Genomic DNA, 20,968 nt, shown 5'->3' on the forward strand with positions numbered 1-20,968 from the left:
TTCCTGTCCCCGTCCATGCCGGCCGGCCGACGCCGGACTTTCCCTACCCGTGGAGCATCGTGCGGTGGGTCCCCGGAACCGCCGCGGCCGACGTCCACCCCGCAGGCCGCGGGCCGGCCGCTGAAGGTCTGGCCGATTTCCTGCTGTCCCTTCACGTGCCCGCCGAAACCGGCGTCCCAGTGAACCCTTTCCGGGGGGTGCCGCTGCTGGATCGTGACGCTTCGGTACTGGAATGGCTCGTGGACCGCGAACGCTACCCGCAGGCGGCAGCGCTGAAAGCAGTGTGGGCGCAGGCCTGCGCCGCCAAAGCCTGGGATCGTCCGCCGATAATGCTCCACGGGGACCTCCACCCCGGCAACATCCTGCTGACGGACCGCGGCTCGCTGGCCGGCGTCATCGATTTCGGCGACGTCGGGGCAGGGGATCCGGCTGTCGACCTTGCGGTGGGATGGCTGACGTTCGACGCCGGCGCCCGCCACCGCTTTAGCCGTCTGCACCAGGTCATGCGGGAGAACGGTCACGGTCCAGACGGCTTCCGACATGCCGATGTCAACAGTCCTCTGCACTGACGGTATGTTCTTCAGCAGCCGCCTGCACCAGCCTGAACCACCCTCAGCAGTTGACTGCGGTCCACTCGAGTCACGGCCCTCGCCCACTGGCCGTCTCCCGCCGGCCTGTCAGCGGTTGGTCGACGCCCAGCATTGTGGACTTTGCCGCTCTTTGGCGGTGTTCTGTGATCGATCCATGTCGCTAGTTGTGGATCACGAGGATGCTGGCGGCGGCACCACCGCAGTGCAGCCAGTCATCTACGACGCGGAGTTGAGAGCGTTTTTTACGGAGGGTGCGGAGTCGACGGAACCGACAGCAGTCTCCTCCGCCGAGACCACGACCACTGGGTCGCACCGACCGATTGGCCCCGATCATGCCGATCCCATCTTCTTTTAAGCCGCCCCAGGCCGATGACCCGGCACGCTGGCGCGAGAAGGTATGTCAAGACTGCGGCGCTCTCACTGAAAGCCCCGCAGCGACGAACTGCTGGCGATGCTGCACCACCGTGGATCGTTAGCTCTTTCGGTGGTTGGATGAGTGGTGAAGGGAGCAATCATGTCGAAGTTTGTGGTCGGTGATCACGTGCGGTGGAATTCCGAGGCGGGTTCGGTGACGGGTGTGATCGCGAAGAAACATACGCGGGATGTCGAGTACAAGGGGCATATGCGGCGTTGCACTGAGCAAGATCCGCAGTATGAGATCCAGAGCGACAAGACCGAGCACGTGGCGATGCACAAACCGGATGCCTTGACGAAGATCAAGTGATCCAGGTTCGATGACGAAGGATCGGGCAACTCAGCAGACCGCGCCGCAGGTATTCACGATTGGTCATTCCACTCGCGGTTTCGACGAGGCGCTTGCGATGTTGCGTGGGAACGGGGTGACCGAGCTGGTTGATGTGCGTTCGTTTCCGTCGTCGCGGAAATTTCCGCAGTGGAACCAGGACTCGATCGAAGAGGCGATGCCCGCCGATATCGGCTATCAGTGGATCCGGGATCTCGGCGGCCGCCGACACACGCCAGCTGGGGTGGCGAGTCCGAATGGTGCGTGGAGAGTCAAGGCATTCCGTGACTACGCCGACTACATGGCGACCGAGGGGTTTCGATCCGGGCTTGCCGAGTTGCTGCAGGTCGCGAACGAGTCAGTGCCGGCGATCATGTGTAGCGAGGCTGTGCCGTGGCGGTGCCACCGGCGGCTGATTACGGACGCGCTCATCGTCGCGGGGGTGGAGGTGCTCGACATCATGTCGGTCTCGTCGACCAAGCGTGCCGAACTGAACGCGTTCGCGCTGGTGCAGGACGGAAAGATCACCTATCCCGGATCAGGAGAAGAGTGAGCGTGAGCACGGATGTGGTAGCGGAGGTTCGCACGATGGTGGCTGCGATTCCGGCGGGTTGCGTCGCGGCGTACGGCAAGATCGGGCGGGCAATGGGAATCGGCCCCCGGCAGGCGGGCCGGGCCGTTGCGCTGCTTGACGGCGACGTGCCATGGTGGAGGGTTGTTTACGCCGATGGTTCGCCGGCGACGTGCCATGAAGGAGGAGCTCGAGCGCTGCTGGAAGCGGAAGGCGTTCCGTTCCGCGACGGCCGCGTCGACATGGCCAAACTCCGAGCTGATCGCATTCGTTGACCGTGATGCACACGTTCGACGCGATACGACAATCCCTGGTCGATGACGAGAGCAGTGCCCCCATGCGGCATCAAGGATGGGAACCGCTGTACGCGGCGTCCGCGAGTTCGAGGATTGCCGTGATCGGGCAAGCACCGGGGCGCCGGGCGCAAGCGAGCGGTGTGCCCTGGGACGACGCCAGCGGGAAGAACCTGGTCGACTGGCTGGATGTCACCGAGGAGCAGTTCCGGAATCCCGACCTGTTCGCCCTGCTCCCGATGGATTTCTACTACCCCGGCACCGGCCGCAGCGGAGATCTACCGCCTCGGAAAGGGTTCGCTGAACGGTGGCATCCGCCGCTACTCGCGCTGATGCCCGACATTCAGTTGACTCTGTTGATCGGCCGGTACGCGCAGATCCACTATCTCCCATCAGCTCGGCACGGCACGTTGACCGACACGGTGCGCAACTATCGGCGATTCGTCCCGCAATGGTTTCCTCTCGTGCACCCGTCTCCGCTGAACTTCCGATGGCAGGCAAAGAACCCGTGGTTTGTCACCGACGTGCTGCCAGATTTGCGAATACACGTTCGTGACGCCCTCGCCCATCCTGTCACCGAGAATAGATAGCAGCTGCGATACGCGGGCGGTATGAGAGTCGTCAACGCGGTAGCGCACCTCGTCGATCGGCATCACCCGGTGACGAGATTCCAAGTGCTCCGGATGAACGCGGTGATTCCGACGCCGCCCTCGCTCCGGGAGCGTTCCTAGGCCCGTGGGGCATAACCGGCACGGCGGTGACGATGAGGGATGGACCCGTCGTTGGGAACGCGTAGGGATACCACGAAGAAGTACGCAACCGATTACGCCAAGGCGGCCAAGACAGCCAATCCAGGTCCAGGTCAGTCTCCCGCAGGCACCACGTCTCGCGGCTAAAGGCCGCGTGGAAAATCACCAGGGCACCGGGCTAGCCCTGGATCAGATCGACGAGGACCGAGGCCTCGCTGATGTCCGCGTACTTGGTCGCGGTCAGCAGGACCAGGTTTCCATGCCGCGCCAGGGCGCGCAGGTGTTCAAGGGTTTCGGCACGTTCCGGCTCTTCGAGCTCGACCCGGTACCGGCGGCCGAACTCTTCGAAACGTTCCGGATCGTCGGCGTACCACTCGCGGAGCTCCGTAGACGGCGCCACCGTTTTGCACCACTCGTCGAGATCCGTCTTCTCCTTGCTGAGTCCGCGGGGCCAGATGCGGTCCACAAGCACCCGGGACCCCTCCCCGCGCACCCGTTCCTCGTAGACGCGGCCCACCGTCACCTAATGTACATCCGCCATGACCCGGCTTTGTGCTGTCCGAGCGCAGGAAGGCCCGTTTCGCTCTTGTTGCGGAACCCGGGATTGTCCTTGTCGAAGTGCCCCGCGGACTCAGTCCTGGCTTAGGAGTCCCGTGTTTCCGCTCAACGCCCCCCAAAAACGCCGCGTTAAGGGGAAACCCGCCGGCTTGGGTGCACCGTCCGCATCCCGGACGAGTGCCGTTTCCCGAAATTCCAGTCAACGCCCCGCCCTGGCAGGACACACAGAGGCCAAAGACCCTCACCCGCTTCACCCGGTTCAGGAACAGCGCCGCACCGCCGGAGATCAGCTCAGGATGGGCTGGAGGGGGCATGCTTCTAAGGACCGAATCCGCGCCGGGCCCGGATCTCAGTCGCTGGGATCCGGGGAACGCAGATCCCGTTCGCCCACGTCTGCTGCGCCGAGTGTGGCAGCGGCCGGGCTATGTGAAGTGTCGTGTAGGCGGGTGCTGAGCTCGGGGTGGTGCAGGTCCAGTGCGGGTCGCTCGGAGCGGATTCGAGGCAAGGAGGTGAAGTTGTGGCGCGGGGGCGGGCATGACGTTGCCCACTCGAGGGAGGCGCCAAAGCCCCAGGGATCGTCCACTTCCACACGGTCGTTGCTGCGCCAGGTGATGTAGACGTTCCAGAAAAACGGAATCATCGATGCGCCTAGCAGGAACGAGGAGTAGGTGGAGAACTGGTTCATCCACATGAAATTGTCCTGCGGCATGTAGTCCGCGTAGCGGCGCGGCATGCCGCTCACACCGAGCCAGTGCTGGATGAGGAAGGTGCCGTGGAAGCCCAGGAACAGCATCGAGAAGTGGATCTTGCCGAGGCGTTCGTTGAGCATCTTGCCGGTGAATTTGGGCCACCAGAAGTAGAAGCCGGCGAACATCGCGAACACCACGGTGCCGAAGACCACGTAGTGGAAATGCGCGACAACGAAGTAGGTGTCCGTGACGTGGAAGTCCAGCGGCGGGGAGGCCAGGATGATGCCGGTCAGGCCGCCGAAGAGGAACGTGGCCAGGAAACCGATGCTCCACAGCATCGGCGTCTCGAAGGTCAGGGACCCGCCCCACATGGTGCCGATCCAGTTGAAGAACTTCACGCCGGTCGGAACAGCAATGAGCATGCTCATGAAGGAGAAGAAGGGCAGCAGCACGGAGCCGGTTGCGTACATGTGGTGGGCCCACACGGTCGCGGACAGCGCGGCGATGGAGATCGTTGCGTAGACCAGGCCCTTGTAGCCGAAGATCGGCTTGCGGCTGAAGACCGGGAAGATCTCGGAGACGATGCCGAAGAACGGCAGCGCGATGATGTAGACCTCGGGGTGGCCGAAGAACCAGAACAGGTGCTGCCAGAGGACGGCGCCGCCGTTCTCCGGATCGAAGATGTGGGCACCGAAACGCCGGTCCGCGCCGAGGGCGAACAGGGCGGCGGCCAGCGGCGGGAAGGCCATCAGGACCAGGATGGCTGTCACGAGGGTGTTCCAGGTGAAGATCGGCATCCGCCACATCGTCATGCCGGGGGCGCGCATGCAGATGATCGTGGTGATGAAGTTGACCGCGCCCAGGATGGTGCCGAAGCCGGACAGCGCCAGGCCAAAGACCCACAAGTCTCCGCCCACGCCGGGGCTGAAGGTTGTGTTGGACAGCGGCGCGTAACCGGTCCACCCGAAAGATGCTGCACCCTGCGGGGTGATGAAACCGGACACGGCGATCGTAGAGCCGAAGAGGAAGAACCAGAAGGCCAGCGCGTTCAGTCGCGGGAAGGCGACGTCCGGGGCACCGATCTGCAGCGGCATAATCACGTTGGCGAACCCGGCGAACAGCGGCGTCGCGAACATCAGCAGCATCACGGTCCCGTGCATGGTGAAGAGCTGGTTGTACTGCTCTTTGGTCTGCAGAATCTGCATGCCCGGTTCGAGCAGCTCGGCACGGATGACCAGCGCCATCACGCCGCCGAGGCAGAAAAAAGTAAAGGAGACGATCAAGTACATGTACCCGATCGTCTTGTGGTCGGTCGAAGTGATCCAGTTAACAACGAGCCGGCCCTTGTCCCTGGGCACCGCAGATGCCCCTGTGACCGCAGCAACGTCTATCTGGTTTACAGCCATGGCGGCCTCCCGCGACTCCGATCGCCCGTGCTGACACACCGGCAGGGAACCACTCTCACACGACCGTAGTCACCCCGGGTTCCCAGCACAAGGGCCCGCGATGACTCATCAAAGATGCCCGCGTAGCCGTATTCGAAGAATCATTTGAGAATGCCCGCGTAGCGGCGTGTCCGCCGCTTCGGCACTGTGAGCCATGGAGCTTTCGGCGAGTGAACGCAGGGCTGTCACCAAGGCGATTGCCCCCCGCTACGCCCGGTCGGACCGGGCTGCGAAGAAGCAGGTTCTGGATGAGCTGTGCGCGACGACGGGCTGGTACCGCGACCATGCCCGCAAGGCGCTGCGGATGGCGCTGGTGCCGAAGGTTGCCCGGCCCAGGGCGCCGCGGCCGGTGCTCTATGGAGAGTCGGTAATCGAGGCTCTGCGGTTCTGCTGGGCGGTCGAGGGTACCCCGTGCGGGAGGCTCCTGGCGGCCGCGCTGCCGGACCTGGTGCCGCGCCTGCGGCGGTTCAAGGAGCTCCGGATTGACGCCGGCACCGCCGCGCTGCTGCTGAAGATCGCCCCGGCGACCATCGACCGCCGGCTCAGGGCTGACCGGGCGAAAATGGACCCCCGGGGCCGGTCCCACACCAAGCCCGGAACACTGCTGAAAGACTCCATCCCGATGCGGACCTGGACCGACGTCGTCGGGGTCTTCCCCAGCCCCGCGGCCCTCCTCCGGCTCGCCGGCGCGGTCCTCGTCGAGCAACACGACGAGTGGGAAGCCGGGGACCGCCGCTACCTTTCCGAGGCGTCCATGGCCGTACTCACGGCAATCAACACGGCACCCGCCGAACCGGTCGAGGAGGCGATTTTGCTCCCCGAACTCACTGCAGCATAATCAGAGAACTGACCCGCACGGTGTCGAGGCAAACTCCACCACTCAGCGGGACGCAACCGCGCAAGGACGAGGTCGGTGTAGAACCCCACGGTTGACATCTGTGGACGTGACTCAGCATCTTGTCGGTCTTTGACGGCCGCGAGGCTCAGGAGAATACGACGATGCCGTAAACCGCGAAGACTACGAGTGGGCTGCGCCGTGCATCGCTGTCACGTTCCTGGAAGCAAGCGTTGTCACCGACAGCATCACCGTGATGCCGAGGAGTAACAGGTTGGCTGGAGACTCGCCCAGCACGACGGCCCGCCATGCTCCGGGGCGTTCCGTGTGCCGGTGGACTTCAGGTCAGGATCCGAACTGCTTGACATTCGGGCCGGACCGAATCGATTCAACGCGAGACAACCTGGTCATGCCATCGGCTGTGCAGCGGGAAGAATCATTCAAGGAGCGCCGTCCAAGGGGTACCTACTGGTCAGTGACGGGTGCCTTGATCCAGGTCGCCACGACGCTGACGCCGCCGCCACCGTCACGCTCCGTCACGACCTCAATAGCCGAAGCAGCTGCTCCCATCCGCAACAGCTTGTCCCGATATGACACCACGAGCGCCGCCAGGCTGTCCTCCGTCCATTCCCCGGGACGCATCCTGGTAGAGATCTCAACAGGTTCGGGCTGATAGAGCGTCATCAAAGTACCTCCTTGAATATTCCGCCGCCTGGTCCGGCCGACGGGGCTATGAACCGGGAAAAGCGTCTCCCAACGCCAGCGCAACCGGCGCGGTGCGGTCAGGCGGCCGTGACACCTGCGGAAGTTTGCGTCCGGACCGCTTGATGAGTGACGGGGGTCGATGAAACCCCCGGCGTTGCGGCGTTCTGCGGGCCTGTGCCAGGTTCCAGTACAAGCAGCGGAAGTTCACTGTGGACGATGTAGTCCCGCGCGGCCGGGCCCGTCATCGCCAGGCCGGGACACGGGCCTGCGCGGCAGGCCGGACTGATTCCGGCAGCCCCCAGCGCTACCCTAAAGGTCCTGTCCGCAACCGGGGCGGTGGCGTTCAGCGCGCACCAGCTGACGTAAAGCCCGTACAGCTCATTCGGGCCGAGGCCATCATTGTCCGGATCTTGGTCAACGCACTCACGGAGAAATTCATCCAGCACCAGTTTCATCTCAACCTCCTGCATCGGGGCATCATGAGCGCCGCACTGCAACGGCGTGAAGGGTGAAGCGAGACCGGCCCTGACCGATCTTCCCGGACCCACCCAAAATCTAGAATCCACCGACTACCGGTGTCAAGTAAACTTCCCGCCCGGCCGCCAGTGCTGCCGGCGGTCTGCGCTGCGGGCCTGGTCCGGGTCTGCGGAAAATCCGGCGGACGCGGATCAACCAGCCCCTGGCCGGTGACGCATAATGGAAGGCACGTATTGGGTATCTGCTTAGCTGAAGTCAGTCCGTAAATGCGGAACGGACCAGATTTTTCAGTGGTTTCGGTCCGGTATTCACGGCCTGCTGGAGCAGACGGTAGAAGAGCAGCCCGCGGCTGGCCGAAGTCCTGCGGTTGAACCGGAACGTGAACTCGTCCAGGTAGTAGGCCAGCTGCGCCTTGGAGATGCCTTGGTGCAGGGTGCCATCGATCCAGCGCTTGAGCTGGGAGGCAGCCATATGCACCGCCGGCATGTTCACGTGTGCCGGGATGTCCGAGCCGAGCTGCGTGAAGTATTCGTGTTCGTAGCCAAGCTTGGCGAACCGCCTCAGCTGCGTGGCCCCGTCCCTGCGGATGGTCGAGCCGGGAGCGACGACCCGTTGTCCGAATTTCACCAGCGCGAGTCTTCTGTCGGCGGGCCCGGGCTCGAGGCGAATGCGTCCGATTCTGTTGTGGTCCAGGTGCTCGGCGGCGACCAGGACGGAGATCTTGTCAGGACCGAGGCCGGGTTTCCCGCTGGCAACGCCGCCGATGAAGCTCTCGTCCACCTCTACCGTCCCCGAGAGCACCTCCCTGTCGGGCCGGACCATGGCCCGGCGGAGCTTGTGCATCCAGGCCCACGCCGTTTCATAGGAGCTCAGCCCCAGAACACGCTGCAGACCGAGGGCAGAGACACCGTTCTTCTGCGAGGTGACAAACCAGACGGCGGCAAACCAGGTGCGCATCGGAGTGCGAGTGCGGTCAAAAATGGTCCCGGCTGTCACCGATGTCCGTCGTGAGCATCCCCGGCACATCCATAGCCCGGCACCCGTACGCCAGTACTCGCCGGCGCCGCATTTAGGGCAGAGGAACCCATCTGGCCAGCGCAGCTTTGCCAGGTACTCCAGACACGCATCGTCGGTACTGAACCAGTCCTGAAACTGTCCAAATGTATTGGGATAGTCCACGCCTGCGCACGGCATCTGCGGCGGTAAATCGGTCATACGCCAGTCTACTTCAGCTAAGCAGATACCCAATAAATATGTACTAATTTCGAGGAAATGTAGGTGCTTGTGGAGGACAATTGTGTCACTTGAACAGCACTGCTGCTGTAAGACAATCCAATAGCTAGAACGGCTGTTCTTCACTTGGATATCGATTGCAGCCCCGCTCGCCAGCGGCCGACCGGTACGCGGCGTAGCTGAAGCAAATTCCGCACGATCGTCGATTTTTCCTGATCCCTGCCCAATTCGTAAGTATGCTTTCCAAGAGACGACGTCGTCGCGACCGCAACGGCGTCTGGCCTGAGTCAGGGGAAGCAATGAGAACCATCCGCGCTTTGGAATCCGTCGGCCTCCTTGAGAACGCCACGTGGCTTGACCCTGTCGCCAACAAGCTCCGGAGCGTCGTCAAATCGGTGATCCGCCCGCAGCCGTTGCGCGATGTCCTGCACGGAGTGCCGGTGGGGCACCCGCTGCACCCGCTGCTGATCCTGGTTCCGGTGGGAACGTGGGTCTCTGCAGCCGTGCTCGATGTGTTTCCCCGAACGGACGGTGCAGCGAAGATCCTCATCGGAACGGGTATCGCCGGGGCTATTCCGTCTGCCCTCACTGGCTACACGGACTGGTCCGAGACCCACGAGCAGCAGTTGCGGGTAGGTGTGGTCCACTCAACGGCGAACCTGGTTGGCGTCGTCCTTTACTCACTGTCGCTGATAGAGCGGCTGGCCGGACGCACTGGCTCCGGAAAGGCGCTGTCCTTTGCCGGACTGGCCGTCGTCTCCGCTGGTGGGTTTCTGGGTGGGCACCTGGCGTACCGCCAGGCCGTCGGTGCGAACCACGCCGAGGATGTGCCGCACAGGATCACACCGGGCTGGCAGGGAATCGGCGACCTCGGGGACATGCCGGAGGGCAGGTTGTTCCGCCGGACGCTGGGCGACATTCCACTGGTGGTGTTCCGCCGCGGCGTGGAGGTGTCGGTGCTCTCCGATGTCTGCAGCCACCTTTCCGGTCCGCTGCATGAGGGTGAGCTGACGGCCGACGACGACGATCCGTGCGTCGTGTGCCCCTGGCACCAGAGCACGTTCTCCCTGCGCACGGGCGAGGTGGTGCATGGACCGGCCACGTCACCGCAGTCGAGTTTCCTGTCGCGCGTGGTCGATGGTGCCGTCGAGGTCTGCCTCCCCAACGCTGGTTGACGGGGCCAACGCTGGTTGACGGGGCCAACGCCGGCTGACGGGACCAACGCTCGCTGACGGGGCTCGCTCAGTCGGCGACGCCTATGGCCAACACGTTCCCGTCGACGTCGAGGGCCTGGACCGCCACATAGGGTGCATCATCGGGAATAGGGATCTCCGTCTCGAACGAGTCCTTGTCGACGACCAAACCCTCGGTTGCAGTCTGCTCGTCGGCCCCACTGAGTAGCCGCCACTGCGCCACCTCCGTGGCTCCGTTCCAGGAAACGTAGGCGGTGCGGGCGTCGTCGTTGTTTTGAACCACCACATCCGGTGGGGCTGACGGCTGGCCCTGCCAGGCGGACTTGTAGGCACGGTAGCTGCCGTGCGTGCCTCTTTCGGCCAGGGAGTGCCGGGCCGAGGACACGCCTGCGCGACACGCGGGTCAGCACATGACGCTGACCCGGGCGACGCGCTTGCCGTGGGGCAGGGAGTCCACGGACTACGCGGTCAGGAACCGCTAGGAGTGTGCCTTCCGCGGTCCGGGCGTTTGCGGAGGGTGCGGGGTCAGGAGCTGGCGGCGCTTCGGTTGATGTCGCCGTTGACGCCCTTGGGGAAGAACCCGCCTTCTTTTGCTGCCTTGGAGGTGAGGTAGGCGATGTTCAGGACCTGTCCGGGGCTGCGGCTGAAGGCAATGCCGTTGGCGTCGGTCGGGACGAGGTTGGCGGTGGCTTTGGTGCCGATGCCCTGGTCGAGGTCCGTGGATCCGTCTAGGCTGTCGCGGGCATCGGAGATCGCCTGGGCGGGCATTTGGAGGTCGAGGGCATAGAGCGTGGTGCGGATGATGCCGGCGTGGTAGGCCTCGACGGCGAGGATCCCGGCCGCGGCTTCGAGGTAGGTTTTGTTATCGATCAGCGGGGCTGCTCCTTTGTATGCCGTGACGCCGACGTCTTCGAAGATGAACGCGCCGAGAAGGAAGCTGGTCTCGTCGGCGAAGGGGTTGAACTTCTGGCCTGCTTTGATCAGGCCCGCGGCCATTGCGGCGGCGGTGAAGCTGGCTTCCAGGTCAATTTGCGGTCGGGAAACAGCGGCTTTTCCGAGCGCGGTGCGTAGGAATTTGACGTGGGATTCCTCGTCCGCGGCAATTTCCTTGGCGTATTTTTCGATCAGGCTGCCTGCCTTGAACGGGACCTTCGCTCCGCCGGTGACGCCGCCTTTGCGGCCCTTGCCGTCCGTGAGCCCGTCACTCAGGCCGCGGCCGGTGACCGCACGCAGGTAGAACTCCGCTTCAAGGTATTCCAGGTTGAGGGCAAAATTAAGAATGGCCCCATCGCTGGGCCCCTTACCGGAGTTGTCTGAGTCTTCTGAGTCCTTGGACGCGTAGGCCGGTGAGCTGGCGATCAGGGCCGCGGCGCCGCCGATCCCTGCGATACCGGCGGCCCGGAACAGGATGCGCCGGTCCACGGGGTCTTCCGCGCTGCGGCTCATGGCGTCGGTGATGAATTTCTGGTCGAACATGGGTTTGCTCCTGTCATGAATGCGTTGTGAGACCATGACAATCCGCAGGCTACTCCGCCAAGAGACCGGCCGGTAGCCCCCGAGGAAACTCACGTATAGTGCTCGCGAAACGGGGTGCGTGCCTCATGTGGGAAATGCTTGCGTATTCATGGCGGCTTTCGGGCTCTGCCGGGCTGAATCCGGAGGATTCGAAGGCCCGTATTTTGAACCGAAAACGAGCGCGCGGCAGACAATCGATCGAGTCGTGCTGGCCGTAAGGGGACCCACGCCTGGTGGAAGCACCGCCTTTGCCCCTCGGTGGGGATCTCGCGACGTCGGACGCCGTTCCGGAAAGCATTCGACGTCTTGGCTTGATCCGGGACCATTGTCCACATAACCGAGAGGCTAGCGCTGGCAGTGGTGTCTTCCAAGTCTCAGCGAATGAGGCGCTGACTAAGTGGGATGGCGCCGGCGGACCAGATGATCACGGACAACAACTGAGCCACGTCCTCGTCTGGGCTAACAAACTCTGACGATAGCGCACCTGCTGGGATGAAGAGTCCGCGCGTCAAAAACGACCCATATCTATAGTCCCTCGCGTCGAACCGTATATTTGCGGGGCGATGTGGAAAGTGTCCACGGCGCATTTCAAACGGCACTGGTCCCCGAAGGATAGGGATGGGAATCGTGATGCACTCGAGATGCTTCCTGGTTGGTGAATAGCTGCAGCCCGAGTGTCAATTTCCGAAGTTTGCGCTGGCAACTGCGGCCTGCTCTGCCGGCAAACCGTTCCGTTGTGGCGGGAAGTGTCTAGTGGCCGCCGACTCCACTATTACCGGGCATTCATGACGCGACGGTCGAACAACATCCTGATCACTTGAGATTGTCGGATCCAGAGGAGTAGGTGGAGGTGAGGAACGCACCGGTTTGGAGGAACTGGCGGGCCGAAATACCTAAAACCACGGCCATGCCCAGCAACAGCACGATCATGATGACGTCTATGACGGAATGGACGCCTCGAGACAGGGATTGCCCGGCGAAGTAAACCAAGAGACCGGGTGACCACAGCAATTGCTTGGCCAGACCCTCCCGGAGTTGAACTGCCGCACCCCTGAGGACCGATAGATGGTTGACGTCGATCGGCTCCTTGCCTAAAACCTGTCGTCGGACATGCTTCACTTCCTCTGGGGTCAGGCCCACCGTGACTCCGATTCCGCCGGGCCGGGCCATGGGGGACACTTTCTTGCTCCCATAGACCTGGCCAACAATAAAAACACCTAGCCCGCCCAGAAGCGAGCCGAAATACAACCCGGACTGGAGGAAACCCTCGGCGACCTCCGGCCAGAGGGAGGCCAGTGCGAATCCGACGACTAGCGCAGCTAAGACGGTCAACGGGAAATACACCAAAAAGAACCGGCGGACAGCGCCGCCTATCCCAAGGTCAGTCAGGCCCTCCGCCCGCGACGCTGCTTTAGTCCAGCGTGGCTCCGCCCCCGCATCCGCTTCTCGCATTTCGAGTCCTCCGCTCACTTTGCCTCTGATGCAAAAAATACACGTCCGGCAATTGCAGGTATAGCGGTCCTCATGGGGTTCCCTTAGCCTTGATCCACCGACGGGTTGATGGAGCATCCCGGGATGAAGTTTGGCTGGGTTGATCGGGTTTGGGCGTGCCTGAGGCTCCGGCCCCGCTGCCGGTGATGTTCCACGATGGGTCCTTGATCGTTGTGGTCAGGTGCTGCCGGGTCAGGTCTTCGCCGGCCGGGGAAGTACGCGGGTGAACAGGGCCGTCCAGGCTGTCTCCCAGGGCCAGTCCGCGGGGAGGTGAAGGCGAAGCTTCCGTGCGGAGGATGCGATTCTGGCCGGGACGCTGATCAGTTTGCGCCGGATCGTTCCGGTCCGGGCTTTCGCCAGCCCGTTTCCTGCCGCTGTTGCGGCGGCGCGGGTGAGGTTGAACGCCATGGCGGCCAGGACCAGCCAGGCCGCATTGGCCGTGAAAACACCAGAGGGTAAATGCGCCAGGGCGCTGTCTTTCAGGTCCGCGTTGACCTGCTCGATGATGGCATGCCCGCGGTGGGTTTTGTCGGCGGCGACGGTGTCCAGGGTGCCTGTGGTGAAGAACGCATGGAACCGGTAGGTGTCAAAGATGGTCGGCTGTCCTGCGCCGGCGTGCGGATTCAGGTCCGGGATTCTTCGGACGACCAGGCGTCCGGTGACGGGTTCGCCCTGTTTCCGGGAACTGAACGCGGTGTATCCGGTTTCGGCGACTTCGGCGGAGGAGATCCACCGGTCCGCGGCTTCGTCGAAGACCGCGTCCGTGTACTGGATGGGCTTCCACGCGTCCTGGGCGATTCCCGCAATCGTCCGCCTGATGGCCGGGTCCATGCGGGCCGTGATGGAAACATCGGCACCGGCTTTGGCAGCGGCATTGACGGTGGCATACCCGTAGAACGCCGAATCGGCGCGGACCAGCACCTTGCCCGTTGCCGTGTCGCCGGGCAGCCGTTTCACCGTGGCCAGGGCGTCGGCGACCAGCCGCGCTGCCCCGCGGGGCGAACCCGCGGCGCCCTTCCGTAGCCGTTGGGCGAGAATGACCGGCGCCGTGTCCTTCGTGCTGACGGTGGCCAGCAGTGCGTTCAGGCCCCGGACCCCGGAGTAGCCGTAGCCCGAGCCCTGCTTCTGGTAGCCGTGGACTTCGATGATCGTGTCGTCCACGTCCACGAAGGTATATCCGCCCGTGCCGGCCTGGAGCAGCGGGGTCCGCTCCGCCAGGTTCACCAGGAACCGGGAGGCGACCGCGTCGAGCTGGCGGACGTGCCCGAAGGTGAAGGAGCGCAGGAACGAGCCCAGGGTCGAGGGCGCATAGCAGGCCTTGAAAAGCCTGCCCATGCCGCCGTGGCGCAGTATGGCCATGTCATCGATGGAATCGGCTCCCGCGACCATCCCGGCCATCAGAGAAGTCACTTTCAGCCCGGCGTTGGCGCCCTTGTCGGTCGGGACACTGAGCCACGTCTGTGCCAGCCCACCGAGTCCGGCATCGCGGGCCAGCCCCATGACCGGGACCAGCCCACCCGCGGACACGAGATTCGGCTCATCGAAGGAAGCTGACAGGGACAAACCAGTATGAGAAAGTTGCATCTACGAGATGCCTCTCTTTTCGGTCAAAAGGTGTTCTAGACAAACCCCATTTTCCTTGAAAAGGCGAATTCAAGGGGTCGATGCAACACCCGAGATCAGCTGGCTATCAGTAAATCACGAAGTGACTCGGCCGGGGTTTTCCAGTCGAGTGTTTTGCGGGGTCGGGCGTTGAGTTCCTGGGCGACGTGTTCCAGGTCCTCGGGCCCGTAGGCGTTCAGGTCGGTGCCTTTGGGGAAGTACTGGCGTAACAGCCCGTTGGTGTTTTCGTTGGATCCGCGCTGCCAGGGGCTGCCCGGGTCGCAGAAGTAGACCTCCATGTGGGTGGCGATGCTGAAGGCCTTGTGTTTGGCCATTTCGACGCCTTGGTCCCAGGTCAGGGATCCGCGCAGGTGTGCCGGCAGGGTTCCCATGGTCTGGATCAGCCCGTCGCGGACCGATTCGGCGGTGTGATCGACCGGCAGGTGGACCAGCATGACGTAGCGGGTGGTGCGTTCGACTAGCGTCGCAATCGCCGACTGGTTGTAGGTTCCGGTTATCAGATCCCCTTCCCAATGGCCCGGGACTGCGCGGTCCTGGACCTCTGCGGGGCGTTCGGAAATGTTGATCATCGGGTCCCGGAAGCGGCTGGTGCGTTCCTCGGGGTTCTTGTGCTTCTTGCGGCGTGTCCGCCCGGTGCGCAGGGCCTCTTTGACCTCGCGTTTGAGTCCTCCGCGGGCCTGAAAGTAGAGGGCTTGGTAGATCGTTTCGGGGCTCACGCGCATCTGCTCGTCATCGGGGAAGTCCTTGATCAACAGCTTCGAGATCTGTTCGGGGACCAGCGGATGCGCAGTTTGTCCGTCACGTAGTCGCGCAGCTCCCCGGGCTCTGCCAGTTTACTGTCCTTGGGCCGTGCCCGAGCCGTCGTGGCGGCGCGGTGGGCGCCGTAGGGTTGGTAGCCGAGCACGGGGTGGCTGTTGCGGTTGATCTCCCGGCTGATGGTACCCACGGAGCGGCCCAGTGCCCTGCCGATCGCCTGCATTGAGGTCCCTTGGGAGCGCAGGTCCGCGATCCTCTCCCGGTCTGGCAGGGACAGGTAGCGGGTGCTGATGGGCTGTTCCAGGGCCTCCAAAGCCACCGGAGCCGCTGCTGGTGGTGGCAGCGCTGGCAGCAGCTCCGGTGGGGCTTCCGGTGCAGTAGCGGGTGCCGGTGGTTCGGCTGAAGCGGTAGTCACTTCCTGTTTATACGGTACTTCCGGGGCGGTGGAGCCAGCGGCGCGGCCCTTGGCCGCATCACGCTCGTTCTCCCACAGGTAACCGCTTTTTCGGCTTGCACCGGCGGCAGCAGCTGCTTGATTACGGCCGACGCCTGCTTCGCGCAACCGCAGGAATTCGGCGCGTTTACGCACTCCTGGGTGGATGGACCCGATTCCGGCGTGACGGGCCCAGCTAACGCACTGCGATCTCGTGAGACCGAGCTCCCGGGCGGCCACGCTGACGCTGCCCACCCGAGCGAGGACGGCGAAGAACTCCTCCTTCTGCTCTTGGGTGGCAGACTGCTTGGCCGCCGGACTTGCGCGGGGCTTGCGGGTGACGGCGCCAGCCTTGTACGCCCAATGGAAGCAGGTTTGGACGTTGATGCCCACCGCCTTGGCCGCGAGACTCACGCTCCCCAACCGTATCAGGTGCCTGTTGACGACTCCGACAAGCTGAAGACGCTTACACTCGACGGTAGGATTGAGCTGTCAGATTTGGAGGATGGCGTTCAACGAACACATGTTTCAGCCACCATGGGAGCAGGAAAGATGACCAATGACGAGTGAGTTCCTGACCAGGCCCGGCGCCGTAGATGGTGGCGTGGTGGCTGTTGATGCGCTTGGTGCCGGTGTGGCCGCTCACTACGGCAATCCGCTCTCCGAGCAGCGCGCACTGGCCGCAGGAAACGCGATCGTCGACCTCTCCCACCGGTCGGTGCTCACCATTTCCGGCCCCGATCGGCTCAGCTGGATCGACTCGCTCACCAGCCAGAGTGTCGCCGGTCTGGCGCCAGGGGAGTCCAGCGAGACGTTGGTGCTCGATGTGACCGGTCGGCTCAAATATGCGGTTCGTCTGATCGATGACGGTGTCGAACTGTGGCTGCTGCTCGAAAGAGAGGAAGCGGGTGGGCTGCTTGCGTGGCTCAGCAGCATGAGGTTCATGTTGCGGGTGGAACTCGCGGATCGAACCGCCGAATTCGCGACGGTCGGCACCCTCGGCCAGCCTGCGCTCCCGGTAGCTGCCCCTCACGGCGTCCCACTCGCCTGGCGCGACCCGTGGATGAGCGTGACCCAGGGTGGTCACCAGTACGCGGCAGCGGAAAGGCACCCGGCGGCGGGCTGGACCTACAGCGAGCTGCTGCTGCCCCGCACCGAACTCGCCGGGCTTGCCGCATCCGCTATTCCCGTCGCCGGACTGCTCGCTCTCGAAGCGCTGCGCATCGCAGCCTGGCGCCCGTGCTTCTCCACCGAGGTCGATGAGAAATCGATCCCGCACGAACTCGATTGGCTGCGCACGGCCGTGCACCTCAGCAAGGGCTGCTACCGCGGCCAGGAGACGGTGGCGAAGGTTCACAACCTCGGCCATCCGCCGCGCAGGCTCCTCATGCTTCACCTCGACGGTCCGGATGCCGTGTTGCCCTCGCGCGGGGACGACGTCGTTCTCGGGGAGAAGACTGTTGGCCAGGTGACCTCGGTTGCCCGCCACCACGAACTGGGACCGGTGGTACTCGCGGTTATCAAACGCGGCACCGATCCAACCGCCGGACTCCTCGTGTGCACCGGCAGCCTCGAGGTGCCGGCCACGCAGGAAGTGATCGTACCCCCGGACGCTGGCGCCTCAGCCACTGTTCCGCGCATGCCGCGGCTGGGCTCGGTGCGGGGGTAGTTCAGTTCATATGACGTCGACTCGAACAGGGCGGGAGGGCCCGAAAACCCTGACGGCACGGCTCAGTCCCGATCGCCGGTCCCACCGGCTCTCCGCTCGCGCAGCCAGGGGATGAGACCACCGGCGAGGAGCATCTCGACCTGGCGTGTCGAGAGGCGATGCCGCGCTGCATAGTCCTCATCGCGGGTCCTATTGTGCACGGTGATCCCGGTTCCGGCGGCGAGGGCTTCGCGGATGCCTTCCAGCACCAGTACATCGCCCCGCTGGACACGGTCGTGATCGGCCGCATCCGCGAACTCGATGGCGAGCACACCGAAATTTGTGAGGTTCTGCCAGTGGATGCGTGCGAATGAGATGGCCAGCACCGCGCGCAATCCGAGGAAGCGCGGGGTGATCGCGGCGTGTTCCCGCGAGGAACCCTGCCCGTAGTTGGCGCCGGCGACCACAATGTGGCCGGACGTGTCGCGGGTTTCGGCGGCGCGGGCGGGGTAGGTTTCGTCGATCTGGTCGAAGGTGAATTCGGCAAGTTTCGGGATGTTGCTGCGGTAGGGCAGAACCCGCGCGCCGGCCGGCAGAATCTCATCCGTCGAAACATCGTCGCCCACGACCAGGATGACCGGTGCCTCGATGCGATCGGCGAGGGGCTCGAAGTCCGGCAACGAGGAGATGTTTTCGCCCTTAACCAGCGCCACTTGGGAGGCCTCCTTGTGAGGCAACGGCTCCTCGAGCATGGCCAGGTTCACACTCGACATCGCAGGCAGCTGGAGTGCTGGATACTCCAGATCGAACAGCTTTTCCAGGTCCCGTGGGTCGGTGATCGTCCCGGTGAGCACCGCCGCCGCCGCCGTCTCCGGCGAGCACAGGTAGACCGAGTCGTCCTTGGTTCCTGAGCGGCCTGGAAAGTTGCGCGGCATCGTGCGCAGGCTGTTGCGCCCGTTCGCCGGGGCCTGGCCCATGCCGATGCAGCCCATGCAACCGGACTGGTGCAGCCGTGCACCGGCGCTGATCAAATCCAAGGTGGCACCCATTTTGGTCAGATCCTGCAGAATCTGCCGGGAGCTCGGGTTGACGTCGAAGGACACGCCCGGGTGTGACTGGCGTCCCTTCACTATTGCGGCGACGATCGCGAAGTCGCGCAGCCCGGGATTCGCGGATGACCCGATCACGACCTGCTCAACGGGCCGGCCGGCGACCTCCCGCACCGGCACGACGTTGCCCGGCGAACTGGGCAGCGCTATGAGCGGCACGATGGTGGAAAGATCAATCTCCTCGGCCACGTCGTATCCGGCATCCGGATCAGCGAGCAGTTCGGTGAAGTCGCCCTCACGCTGCTCTGAGCGCAGGAACGCGCGCACCTGTTCGTCCGCCGGGAATACCGTGGTTGTCGCCCCCAATTCGGCGCCCATATTGGCGATCACATGCCGGTCCATCGCGGTGAGGGTCGAAAGGCCCGGACCGTAGTACTCAACGATCCGATTGATGCCGCCCTTGACGCCGTGACGGCGCAGCATCTCGAGAACGACATCCTTAGCGCTCGTCCACGGCGGCAACTGGCCGGTGAGCCGCACCCCCCAGATCTCAGGCATCCTGATGTACAGCGGTTCGCCGGCGATCGCGAGAGCCACCTCGATACCCCCAACGCCGATGGCCAGCATCCCGAGGGAGCCCGCAGCCGGGGTGTGGCTGTCCGAGCCGACCATCGTCTTGCCCGGGATGCCGAACCGCTGCATGTGCGTCGGGTGCGAAACCCCGTTTCCGGCCTTCGAGAACCACAGGCCGAACCGTTGACATGCCGAGCGTAGGAAGTCGTGGTCCTCCGCGTTCTTGCTGTCGGTTTGCAACAGGTTATGGTCGACGTACTGAACGGACACTTCCGTGCGCGCACGATCGAGTCCCAGCGCCTCCAACTCAAGCATGACGAGAGTTCCTGTTGCATCCTGTGTGAGGGTCTGATCGATTCGCAAGCCGATTTCGGTCCCCGGTGTCATCGCCCCGCTTAGCAGGTGAGAGGCGATGAGCTTCTGAGCGACGTTATATGCCACGGTGAGCCTCCTTGCTCGAATGCCGCCGGGAGAGTCTCGAACCGCGGCCATCCGGCGAAGAGTTCCGCAGTAACCACCAACCTAGGCCACCATCTTGAGAACGGCCACCCCAACTTCGAGCTCAGGGGTGTTTCCCGGCGTTCGGGCGGGAATCAACAAACACGCCATGACCGGCAGCCCCCTCCAGAAGCCCCCGCCCGGATCAAGGACGAGTTCCTCGCGCTCGAACAGCGTGATCGCCTTCCTGCTCCTGCTCGGGTTCTCCAACGAACTGCCGGAGTTGCCCGAGCACTATGAGAACCAGCGGGACCTGTTCGAGCGGGTAGAGGAATGCCAGGCCGCCGTGTTCATCTTCGTCGAGGTGGACGACGACAACGTCGTGTACTTCGATGCGACGGCATCCAGGCAAGCACCCAGCACACGAGGCTTCGCCCCCATCCTTGCCCAGGGTGTGGACGGGCCGAGTGTCGAGCAGGTACTGACCGTGCCGGACGATTATCCGCAGGATCTCTGACTCACCGAAGCGGTGGGGGTCTGCTGCGAATCCGCGGGATGACCCAATGCTGGGGCACACCAAACGCCAGCTACGAGAACGTCCGGGCCATCACCGATGCTGGCGTTAGAATCCACCATGGCGTCGCCGTCAATGATCCCGCACTCACCAAGAAGGACGGGGCAGACCCTCGCCGGGGCGGATGGTCCGCCCGTCCTGAGTGACCGGTTCTAGTGGAACGAGTCTCCGCAAGCGCAGCTTCCGCCGGCGTTCGGGTTGTCGATCGTGAAACCCTGCTTCTGGATGGTGTCTTCGAAGTCGATTGTGGTGCCATCCAGGTAGGGAACACTCATTTTATCGACCACCACCTCAACACCGCCGAAGTCAACCGTTGCGTCTCCGTCGAGGAGCCGTTCATCGAAATAGAGTTGGTATGAGAGTCCGGAGCATCCGCCAGGCTGCACGGCGACGCGCAGGCGCAGGTCCTCCCGCGCCTCCTGCTCGCACAGGCTGCGGACTTTCGCCGCGGCCTTCTCGCTCAGGCCAATACCGTGAGCCGGCGCCACCGTGATATCAGAGGCGGTGTCAATCAGTGCCGAGTCAGTCATAACCACTCCTTGCGTGTCGGTAGGTCTCAGACCAGTGTAAGCATGCCCGGCGGGAAAATGATGCCGGATGCCGCCATTCCCAGCCACGGATACCTTCCCCGCAGGCATGAACTCGTCGAGGAGCGGCACGCACCGTGCCGCCTTCCGCAAGGAGCCCAGGACTATTTCATACCAACATCTGCAGGATGCCGCCGACATTTCCAACCAGCTTCTGATCGGGCATTCTTCGAGTTGAAAACGCGCGGGCGACGGAACAGG

At 63.7% G+C, this 20,968-nt stretch carries 19 protein-coding genes and 2 pseudogenes; 10 read left to right on the forward strand and 11 right to left on the reverse strand.

Features of this window, described 5'->3' with window-relative positions:
• The 5 genes from RCH07_RS15490 to RCH07_RS15510 all read left to right on the forward strand — a co-directional run.
• Positions 1–569 (forward strand): phosphotransferase (locus RCH07_RS15490; protein ID WP_326968380.1); only part of this gene is annotated, 569 nt, incomplete at its 5' end.
• Between the two features lie 535 nt (positions 570–1,104).
• Positions 1,105–1,314 carry a DUF2945 domain-containing protein gene (locus RCH07_RS15495; RefSeq protein WP_326968381.1) on the forward strand — a complete coding sequence of 70 codons (210 nt, stop codon included), beginning with the start codon at positions 1,105–1,107 and terminating at the stop codon, positions 1,312–1,314.
• Between the two features lie 10 nt (positions 1,315–1,324).
• Positions 1,325–1,885, forward strand: a complete 561-nt coding sequence (locus RCH07_RS15500) for a DUF488 domain-containing protein (RefSeq protein ID WP_326968382.1) — start codon at positions 1,325–1,327, stop codon at positions 1,883–1,885.
• Positions 1,886–1,887: 2 nt separating this feature from the next.
• Positions 1,888–2,178, forward strand: a complete 291-nt coding sequence (locus RCH07_RS15505; protein WP_326968383.1) for an MGMT family protein — start codon at positions 1,888–1,890, stop codon at positions 2,176–2,178.
• 5 nt (positions 2,179–2,183) lie between these two features.
• Positions 2,184–2,786: a uracil-DNA glycosylase family protein gene (locus RCH07_RS15510; RefSeq protein WP_326968409.1), complete on the forward strand. Its 603-nt coding sequence runs from the start codon at positions 2,184–2,186 to the stop codon at positions 2,784–2,786.
• Positions 2,787–3,123: 337 nt separating this feature from the next.
• Here RCH07_RS15510 and RCH07_RS15515 read toward each other — a convergent pair whose 3' ends face one another.
• Both RCH07_RS15515 and ctaD read right to left on the reverse strand, forming a co-directional pair.
• Positions 3,124–3,468, reverse strand: a complete 345-nt coding sequence (locus RCH07_RS15515; protein ID WP_326968384.1) for a DUF488 domain-containing protein — start codon at positions 3,466–3,468, stop codon at positions 3,124–3,126.
• Between the two features lie 384 nt (positions 3,469–3,852).
• Positions 3,853–5,598, reverse strand: coding sequence for an aa3-type cytochrome oxidase subunit I (gene ctaD, locus RCH07_RS15520; protein WP_326968385.1), 1,746 nt, complete (start codon positions 5,596–5,598; stop codon positions 3,853–3,855).
• 673 nt (positions 5,599–6,271) lie between these two features.
• On the opposite strand from ctaD, the pseudogene RCH07_RS15525 reads away from it, so the two are divergent.
• A pseudogene (locus RCH07_RS15525) lies at positions 6,272–6,475 on the forward strand (IS256 family transposase); the annotation flags it as partial.
• 462 nt (positions 6,476–6,937) lie between these two features.
• Here the strand turns inward: RCH07_RS15525 and RCH07_RS15530 are convergent.
• Entirely contained in the window at positions 6,938–7,156 is a 219-nt protein-coding gene (locus tag RCH07_RS15530) for a hypothetical protein (RefSeq protein ID WP_326968386.1), read from the reverse strand.
• A gap of 753 nt (positions 7,157–7,909) precedes the next feature.
• Positions 7,910–8,869, reverse strand: a complete 960-nt coding sequence (locus RCH07_RS15535; RefSeq protein ID WP_326968387.1) for an IS1595 family transposase — start codon at positions 8,867–8,869, stop codon at positions 7,910–7,912.
• Positions 8,870–9,186: 317 nt separating this feature from the next.
• On the opposite strand from RCH07_RS15535, the gene RCH07_RS15540 reads away from it, so the two are divergent.
• Complete coding sequence (locus RCH07_RS15540; protein WP_326968388.1) at positions 9,187–10,062, forward strand: Rieske 2Fe-2S domain-containing protein; 876 nt, start codon at positions 9,187–9,189, stop codon at positions 10,060–10,062.
• A 67-nt stretch (positions 10,063–10,129) separates the two neighbouring features.
• Here RCH07_RS15540 and RCH07_RS15545 read toward each other — a convergent pair whose 3' ends face one another.
• The 5 genes and pseudogenes from RCH07_RS15545 to RCH07_RS15565 form a co-directional block, all read right to left on the reverse strand.
• Positions 10,130–10,465 carry a hypothetical protein gene (locus tag RCH07_RS15545; protein ID WP_326968389.1) on the reverse strand — a complete coding sequence of 112 codons (336 nt, stop codon included), beginning with the start codon at positions 10,463–10,465 and terminating at the stop codon, positions 10,130–10,132.
• A 140-nt stretch (positions 10,466–10,605) separates the two neighbouring features.
• Entirely contained in the window at positions 10,606–11,556 is a 951-nt protein-coding gene (locus tag RCH07_RS15550; RefSeq protein ID WP_326968390.1) for a ferritin-like domain-containing protein, read from the reverse strand.
• Between the two features lie 852 nt (positions 11,557–12,408).
• Complete coding sequence (locus RCH07_RS15555; protein WP_326968391.1) at positions 12,409–13,047, reverse strand: hypothetical protein; 639 nt, start codon at positions 13,045–13,047, stop codon at positions 12,409–12,411.
• Positions 13,048–13,278: 231 nt separating this feature from the next.
• A complete protein-coding gene (locus RCH07_RS15560) occupies positions 13,279–14,670 on the reverse strand; it encodes an IS1380 family transposase (RefSeq protein ID WP_326968392.1) in 1,392 nt (463 codons plus the stop codon).
• A gap of 95 nt (positions 14,671–14,765) precedes the next feature.
• Positions 14,766–16,066 (reverse strand): annotated as a pseudogene (locus RCH07_RS15565) (IS30 family transposase).
• 391 nt (positions 16,067–16,457) lie between these two features.
• Here RCH07_RS15565 and ygfZ point away from each other — a divergent pair.
• Positions 16,458–17,567 (forward strand): CAF17-like 4Fe-4S cluster assembly/insertion protein YgfZ, encoded by a 1,110-nt coding sequence (ygfZ, locus tag RCH07_RS15570; RefSeq protein ID WP_326968393.1) that lies wholly within the window; start codon positions 16,458–16,460, stop codon positions 17,565–17,567.
• 62 nt (positions 17,568–17,629) lie between these two features.
• Here the strand turns inward: ygfZ and RCH07_RS15575 are convergent, their stop codons facing one another.
• On the reverse strand, positions 17,630–19,609 hold the full coding sequence (locus RCH07_RS15575; protein ID WP_326968394.1) for an aconitate hydratase: 1,980 nt from the start codon (positions 19,607–19,609) through the stop codon (positions 17,630–17,632).
• A gap of 166 nt (positions 19,610–19,775) precedes the next feature.
• Here RCH07_RS15575 and RCH07_RS15580 point away from each other — a divergent pair, with 166 nt between their 5' ends.
• Together RCH07_RS15580 and RCH07_RS15585 are read left to right on the forward strand one after the other, a co-directional pair.
• The gene (locus RCH07_RS15580; protein WP_326968395.1) at positions 19,776–20,123 is read left to right on the forward strand and encodes a SufE family protein; all 348 of its coding nucleotides are present in this window, start codon (positions 19,776–19,778) and stop codon (positions 20,121–20,123) included.
• A 38-nt stretch (positions 20,124–20,161) separates the two neighbouring features.
• Positions 20,162–20,326, forward strand: coding sequence for a hypothetical protein (locus RCH07_RS15585; RefSeq protein ID WP_326968396.1), 165 nt, complete (start codon positions 20,162–20,164; stop codon positions 20,324–20,326).
• A gap of 6 nt (positions 20,327–20,332) precedes the next feature.
• On the opposite strand, the gene RCH07_RS15590 is transcribed toward RCH07_RS15585, so the two are convergent.
• Entirely contained in the window at positions 20,333–20,710 is a 378-nt protein-coding gene (locus RCH07_RS15590) for a HesB/IscA family protein (RefSeq protein ID WP_326968397.1), read from the reverse strand.
• Positions 20,711–20,968 lie beyond the last annotated feature (258 nt).

Source organism: Arthrobacter sp. CG_A4, from assembly GCF_035985125.1.
Taxonomy (GTDB): domain Bacteria; phylum Actinomycetota; class Actinomycetes; order Actinomycetales; family Micrococcaceae; genus Arthrobacter.